We start from the raw sequence: 7,315 nt of genomic DNA on the forward strand, positions 1-7,315 counted from the left end.
TGGCGAACACCCGCCGAAGAACTCGAGCGACTACTCTCAAACCCGTCCACATTCGTTGCAGCCACCGCTTGAATCCAAGGCCCCATCCGCAGCCCTGACGGCAATCTCAACGGCGTCGCGCGCAATCTCAGCTGGGCGGGACCGGGATCTCGGCGGTGATGGCGTCGTCGTCGGGGCGGTCCTCGCCCAGCAGCAAGGACCGCACCAGCGGGCGCGGGCCCTCGGTCCGCAGCAGGGCGCTGGCCGGGCGGGGGCGCACCGGCTGCGGCCACCAGAACCACCGCCCGAGCAGCGCGGCGATCGAGGGGGTCAAAAACGAGCGCACGATCAACGTGTCGAACATCAGGCCCAGCCCGATCGTGGTGCCGACCTGGCCGATGATCCGCAGATCGCTGACCACCATCGAGGCCATGGTGAAGGCGAACACCAGCCCCGCCGAGGTGACGACCTTACCGGTGCCGCCCATGGCGCGGATGATGCCGGTATTCAAGCCCGCCCCGATTTCCTCTTTGAATCGGGAGACCAGCAGCAGGTTGTAGTCGGACCCCACCGCCAACAGGATGATCACCGACATCGACAGCACCATCCAATGCAGCTTGATGCCCAAAATGTACTGCCAGATCAGCACCGACAGCCCGAACGAGGCCCCCAGCGACAGCGCCACCGTGCCCACGATCACCAGGGCGGCGACAAAACTGCGGGTGATGATCAGCATGATGGTGAAAATGAGACACAGCGAGGCGACTCCCGCGATCAACAGGTCGTATTTGGAGCCGTCGCGCAGATCCTTATAGGTCGACGCGGTGCCGGCGACGTAGATCCTGGCGTCCTGCAGGGGTGTCCCCTTGAGTGCCTCCTCGGCGGCGGTTTTTATCCCGTCGATCCGCGCGATCCCCGCGATCGTGGTGGGATCACCGCGATGCGAGATGATGAGCCGGGCCGCTTTCCCGTCGGGGGACAGGAAGGAATTCATCGCGCGCTGGAAGTCCTTGTTCTGGAAGACTTCCGGAGGCAGATAGAAGGAATCGTCGTTTTTGGCCGCGTCGAACGCCTGACCCAAGGCGGTTGCGTCCTCGCTCATGTCGTCCATCTCGTTGAAGATCCCGGACATGGTGCTGTGCATGGTCAGCGTCATGCTGCGCATGCTGCGCATGGTCGCGATCATCGGCGGGAACTGGGTGAGCAGTTGCGGCAACAGCACGTCCATGTGGTCGAGCTCTTTGACGACGTCCTGCAGCTTGTCGCTCAGCACGTCGATACCGTCGATCGAATCGAAGATGGCCCTCAGCGAAAAGCAGATGGGGATGTCGTAGCAGTGTGGTTCCCAGTAAAAATAGTTGCGGATCGGTCGCCAGAAATCCTCGAAATCCGCAATATGGTCCCGCAATTCTTCGGTGATTTCCGCCATCTCGTGGGTCTGGCCGATCGACCGATGAGTGGTGTTGGTGATTTGCTGCATCACGCCATACATGCGCTGCATGATGCTGATCGTTGCTGCCATCTCGTCAGCCTGCTCGAGCATGAGCTTCATGTTTTCCTTCTGGAAATGCATGTCCTGTATTTGGGTGGCGTTTTGCATGCTGAGCAGAAACGGTATCGAGGTGTGGTCGATCGGGGTGCCCTCGGGCCGGGTGATGCCCTGCACCCGGGAAATCCCGGGAACCCGGAAAACCCCCTTGGCCAGCTTGTTCAGCACTAGGAAGTCGGCCGGATTGCGCATGTCATGATCGGTCTCGATCATCAGGATCTCGGGCATCATCCGGGCCTGCGAGAAGTGGCGCTCGGCGGCCGCATATCCCTCATTGGCGGGCAGATATCGGGGTATGTAGAGCCGGTCGTTGTAGCTCGTCTCATAGCCGGGCAACGTGAGCAGCCCGACCAGCGCGACCGCGCAGGAGGTCGCCAGAATCGGCCCGGGCCATCGGACGATCGCCGTCCCCACCCGCCGCCATCGGCGAACCCGGATCCTGCGCTTGGGGTCGAACAGGCCGAAGCGGCTGCCGATGGCCAGCGCCGCCGGGACCAACGTCAGCGCAACCGCGACCACCACGAACATGCCCACCGCGCACGGGATGCCGATGGTCTGGAAGTACGGCATCCGGGCGAAGCTGAGGCAAAAGATGGCCCCGGCGATGGTCAGCCCGGAGGCCAAGACCACCGGGGCGACCCCGCGGTAGGTGGTGTAGTAGGCCGTTTCGCGGTCCTGGCCGGCCTGGCGCGCTTCTTGGTAGCGGCCGAAGAAGAAGATCCCGTAGTCGGTTCCGGCCGCGATCCCCAGCGACACCAGCAGATTGATGGCGAACGTGGACAGCACCAGGACATTGGCATTGCCCAGAAACGCGACGATCCCGCGGGCGGCGGCTAATTCGATCCCGACCGTGACCAATAGCAGCACCACGGTGATCACCGACCGGTACACCAGCAGCAGCATCGTGAAGATCATCACCACGGTGACCGCGGTGATCTTCAGGATCGATTTGTTCCCGCTGTGCTGCATATCGGTGTTGAGCGGTGCCGGGCCGGTGACGTAGACCTTCACCCCGGGCGGCGGGGGCGTGCGCTGGACGATGTTGCGCACCGCCGCCACGGACTCGTCGCCCAGCGTGGTGCCCTGGTTGCCGGCCAGATTCAGCTGGACGTAGGCGGCCTTACCGTCGTCGCTTTGCACGCCCGCCGCCGTGAGTCGATCCCCCCACAGGTCTTGGACATGCTCGACATGCCGGGGATCGTCGCGAAGGTCGCGCACCAGTCCGGCGTAGTAGGCGTGCGCCTCGTCGCCGAGCCGTTGCTGCCCCTCCAGCACGATCATCGCGAAGCTATCCGAATCGGATTCCTTGAAGTCCTTGCCCATGCGGATCATGGCCCGCACCGACGGCGCGTCCCGCGGACTCAGCGCTACCGAATGCTCTTGTGCGACCCGCTCCAGCGACGGGATCGCCAGCGTCACAATCAAAACCAGTGCCACCCAGGCCAGGATGATCACCAGCGACAGCTTGCGGATGATCCGCGCGATGGGGGGTGGCCGGGGATTCATGTCGCCCCTACAACGACTTGCCGCCGGCCCGCGGCGCGGTCTCGTCGGCGGCCGGGTATTCCCCGTTGGGGCGCAGCAGCAGGGCACGCACCAACGGCCGAGGCCCCACCGGGCGCAGCAGGGCGCTGGCCGGGCGGGGGCGTACCCGTTGCGGCCACCAGAACCAGCGCCCGAGCAGCGCCGCGATCGACGGTGTCATGAACGCCCGCACCACCAGGGTGTCGAACAGCAGGCCCAAGCCGATCGTGCTGCCGACCTGACCGATCACGCGCAGGTCGCTGACCACCATCGACATCATGGTGAAGGCGAACACCAAACCCGCGGAGGTGACGACCTTGCCGGTGCCGCCCATCGCCCGGATCAGGCCGGTCTTGATCCCGGCGCCGAGTTCCTCTTTCATCCGGGACACCAACAACAGGTTGTAGTCGGACCCCACCGCCAACAGGATGATCACCGACATCACCAGCACCATCCAGTGGATTTGGATGCCGAGCAGGTACTGCCAGACCAGCACCGACAACCCAAACGAGGCACCCAGCGACAGCGCTACCGTGCCCACGATCACCAGGGCGGCGACAAAGCTTCGGGTGATGATCAGCATGATCGCGAAAATCAGGCACAGTGCCCCGACCCCGGCGATCAACAAGTCGTATTTGGAGCCCTCGACCAGGTCCTTCACCATCGCCGCGCTGCCGGTGAGGTAGATCCTGGCGTTTTCCAGCGGCGTCCCTTTGAGCGCCTCTTCGGCCGCGGTATTGATCGCCCCGACCCGCGACATGCCCTCGGTCGTCGCCGGGTCGCCCCGCTGCGAAATCAGCATCCGGGCGGCCTTGCCGTCCGGCGACAGGAAGACTTTCATGACGCGTTTGAAGTCTTCGTTCTTGAGCACGTCCGGAGGCAGGTAGAAGGAATCATCGTTTTTAGCGGTGTCGAATGCCTTCCCCATGGCCGTCGGGTCGTCGTTGGCGTCCTCCATCTGCCCGAACAGCCCCGACATGGTGCTGTGCATCGTCAACATCATGCTCCGGGTGCGCTGCATGGTCGCGATCATCGGCGGAAACTGCTGCAGCATTTGGGGCATCAGCAGATCGAGTTGATCGAGGTCTTCGACCAAGGCATCCAGCTTGCCGCTGATCTGGTCCACCCCGTCGATCGAATCGAAGATGGATCTCAGCGAAAAGCAGATGGGAATGTCATAGCAGTGCTGTTCCCAGTAGAAGTAGTTGCGGATGGGGCGCCAGAAATCCTCGAAATCCGAGATGTGATCCCGCAAATCTTCGGTGATTTCGGTCATCTCGTGGGTCTGGCCGACCATGTGATGTGTGGTGTTGGCGAGTTGCTGCATCAGGCCATACATGCGCTGCATGAGCTTGATCGTTTCGGCCAGATCGTCGGCCTGCTTGAGCAGGTCCTTCATCCGGTCCTTCTGGAAGTGCAAGGTCTGCCGCTGGCTGGCGTTGGACATGCTGAGCATAAACGGTATCGACGTGTGCTCGATCGGGGTGCCCTGCGGCCGGGTTATGGACTGCACGCTGGAAATGCCGGGAACCGCAAACACGCCCTTGGCGAGTTTGTTCAACACCAGCAGATCCGCCGAATTCCGCATATCGTGGTCGGCTTCGACCAACAGAATCTCGGGCATCATCATCCGCGACTGGGGAAAATGACGGGCCGCGGCCGCGAACCCGAGATTGCCGGGGATATCTTTGGGGATGTACTGCTGGTCGTTGTAGCTGGGTTTGTATCCGGGCAGGGTCAGCAGGCCGATCAGCGCGACCGCTAGGGCGGCGGTGAGAATGGGCGCGGGCCACCGCGCGATCGCCGTGCCGACCCGCCGCCACCGACGAACCTTGATCTTGCGCTTGGGTTCGAACAGACCGACGCGGCCACCGAGGGCGAGCACCGCCGGAACCAGGGTCAGCGCGACCGCGACGGCGACGAATATGCCCACCGCACAGGGGATGCCCAGGACCTGGAAGGACGGCAGGCGGGTGAAGCTGAGGCAGAAAACCGCCCCGGCGATCGTCGTCCCGGAGGCCAAGACCACGCGCGCGGTGCCGCGGTAGGTGGTGTAGAACGCGGTGGCCCGATCCTCGCCGGCCTGACGCGCCTCTTGGTACCGCCCGGTGAAAAAGATCCCGTAATCCGTCCCGGCCGCGATCCCGACCGATACCAGCAGGTTCACCGCGTAGGTGGTGAGACCAACGATCTGGTGAGCGCCGAGGAACGCGACAATTCCTCGGGCCACCTGCAATTCGATTGCGACCATCAGCAAGAGAAGAACGACGGTGATGACCGACCGGTAGACCAGGAACAGCATGGTGAAGATCACCGCGACGCTGACCACGGTGATGAGCAGGACCGTCCTGTCGCCGCTGTGGCCCAGGTCCGCGGCGAGTGCTGCCGGCCCGGTGACATAGGTGGTGACTCCCGGCGGCGCCGGCGTTCGGCGCACGATATCGCGGACGGCTTGCACCGATTCGTTCGCCAACGTTTGGCCGAGCTCACCGGTGAGGTCTACCTGAACGTAGGTGGCCTTATCGTCGGCGCTTTGCGCGGCGCCCGCCGTGAGCGGGTCCCCCCAGAAGTCATGGACGTGCTGCACATGCTTGGGATCGTCTTTCAATTGACGAACCAACCGGTCGTAGTACTCGTGAGCATCGTCGCCCAGCGGGTGCTGGCCCTCCAAGACGATCATCGCCACGCTATCGGAATTCGATTCCTTGAAATCGCGGCCCATGCGCGTCATCGCTTTGATCGACGGCGCATCCTGGGGGGTCAGCGATACCGAGTGCTCCTTTTCGATCTGTTCGAGTGGCGGGACGCCAAGCGTCACGATCACGGTAATCGCCAGCCACGCCACAATGATGAGCACCGGTAATCGGTAGATCATCCGGGCCACGAATGGTGGCTTGGTGGGTTTGTCTGTCATGCGCTCGCCACTCACGCGTTTTTCAGGAGGCAGAAGGTGAACGCGTTCTCTTCGGTCGATGATCGTTCGGCTTTGACTTCGTCATCCACCATGATTCGACAACCGATGCTGCCGCTGTCGCCCTGCGCGACGACGTTTCCCACGGTGGCGGCCTTGGTGATCTCGAACTGCAGCGACCACGGCAGGTGTGCGCCCTGCACAAGCTGCGGCTCCGCGTTGACGTCGAAATAGCTGATGTCGGCCACCGTCCCCGGCGCACCGAAGACCTCGTACGTCAAGTGCTTGGGATTGAAAGGTTTGGTGTCGTTGATTTTGGTGTCGGCGTAGGAGGGGCGCTTCTCAGAGCCGAAGATGCCGTGCAGCCGGGATACCGTTAATCCGCCGGCACCCATTACCACCAGGATGACCAGCGGGATCCACAGCCGCCTCAGGATTCTGGAAATCGTGAACCCCTTCCACCCGTGTTGCTGCCCGCCGCCATGTGAGCCGCTTGCCGATGCAACTACACATCGACCGCGACACGCTAGAGGCAGGTAGTTCGAATGCAGAGGGGGACGCCGGTCAGCCGTGCGGCGCCGCGGGGAGCGTGACCAGATCTCAACGAGTAAGCCATGCCGGTGGCCTCCATATCGGCTCGTTCCCAACCCGTTAGGGGAGCGTAATGCATACGGCGTGCGTAAACGCGGGTATTGACGTTCTGCATCCACCCGCAAATCGCCCGATCCGCGTTATCCACGGGTGATTCCTTCCGGAGCGACCGCGGATAACAGGAGTTATGGCCACGGTGCGGCGGCGGTGGGGAGGCGGTGCGCTCGCTGGGCCTGAACCGGGGCGCGTCGGTGAGGTTGTGGAGGTCGCCGAACGGTCGACGAAAGGTTTGACTGGCGGCCCGTTTTGCTTGCGCGATCTCCTGGTCGTTCCGTGCCGGCGGGCGGCGGATCCAGGCCGGTGAGCGCGCCCCGGGTACCCCGCCGCCGACCCGGTCAAACACTTGGCAAAACTTTCCCGAAACCTCGGACGGACTTCGTTGGGCTCCAGTATCTTTTGGGCTCTGGAACGGTTGCACTCATGTCAATTAGTTAGGTGGTCTGGAGGACCGGTTGAGCATCAATCCGTTCGACGACGACAGTGGCAGCTTTTTCGTCTTGGTCAACGACGAGGAGCAACACAGCCTGTGGCCGACCTTTGCCGATGTTCCGGCGGGTTGGCGGGTGGTTTATGGCGAAGCGGATCGCGCGGCGTGCTTGGACTACATCGAACAGAACTGGACAGATATCCGGCCGAAAAGTCTGCGTGACAGGCTGGCCGAGGGCCGGAGGTCGGATCGGTAAACCGTCTGGGGGAGCTGG

The 7,315-nt window shown here is 63.0% G+C and carries 4 protein-coding genes; 1 reads left to right on the forward strand and 3 read right to left on the reverse strand.

Features of this window, described 5'->3' with window-relative positions; genetic code table 11:
• Nucleotides 1–127: 127 nt before the first annotated feature.
• From ACAG26_RS11065 to ACAG26_RS11075, 3 genes are read right to left on the reverse strand one after another with little or no spacing between them, the layout of a single operon-like run.
• Nucleotides 128–3,034 (reverse strand): RND family transporter, encoded by a 2,907-nt coding sequence (locus ACAG26_RS11065; protein WP_370482139.1) that lies wholly within the window; start codon nt 3,032–3,034, stop codon nt 128–130.
• A 7-nt stretch (nt 3,035–3,041) separates the two neighbouring features.
• Complete coding sequence (locus ACAG26_RS11070; protein ID WP_370482141.1) at nt 3,042–5,966, reverse strand: RND family transporter; 2,925 nt, start codon at nt 5,964–5,966, stop codon at nt 3,042–3,044.
• Nucleotides 5,967–5,977: 11 nt separating this feature from the next.
• A complete protein-coding gene (locus ACAG26_RS11075; RefSeq protein ID WP_370482401.1) occupies nt 5,978–6,400 on the reverse strand; it encodes an MmpS family protein in 423 nt (140 codons plus the stop codon).
• Nucleotides 6,401–7,066: 666 nt separating this feature from the next.
• On the opposite strand from ACAG26_RS11075, the gene ACAG26_RS11080 reads away from it, so the two are divergent.
• Nucleotides 7,067–7,297 (forward strand): MbtH family protein, encoded by a 231-nt coding sequence (locus ACAG26_RS11080; protein ID WP_071024533.1) that lies wholly within the window; start codon nt 7,067–7,069, stop codon nt 7,295–7,297.
• Nucleotides 7,298–7,315 lie beyond the last annotated feature (18 nt).

Source organism: Mycobacterium sp. pUA109 (genome assembly GCF_041287095.1).
Taxonomy (GTDB): Bacteria; Actinomycetota; Actinomycetes; order Mycobacteriales; family Mycobacteriaceae; genus Mycobacterium.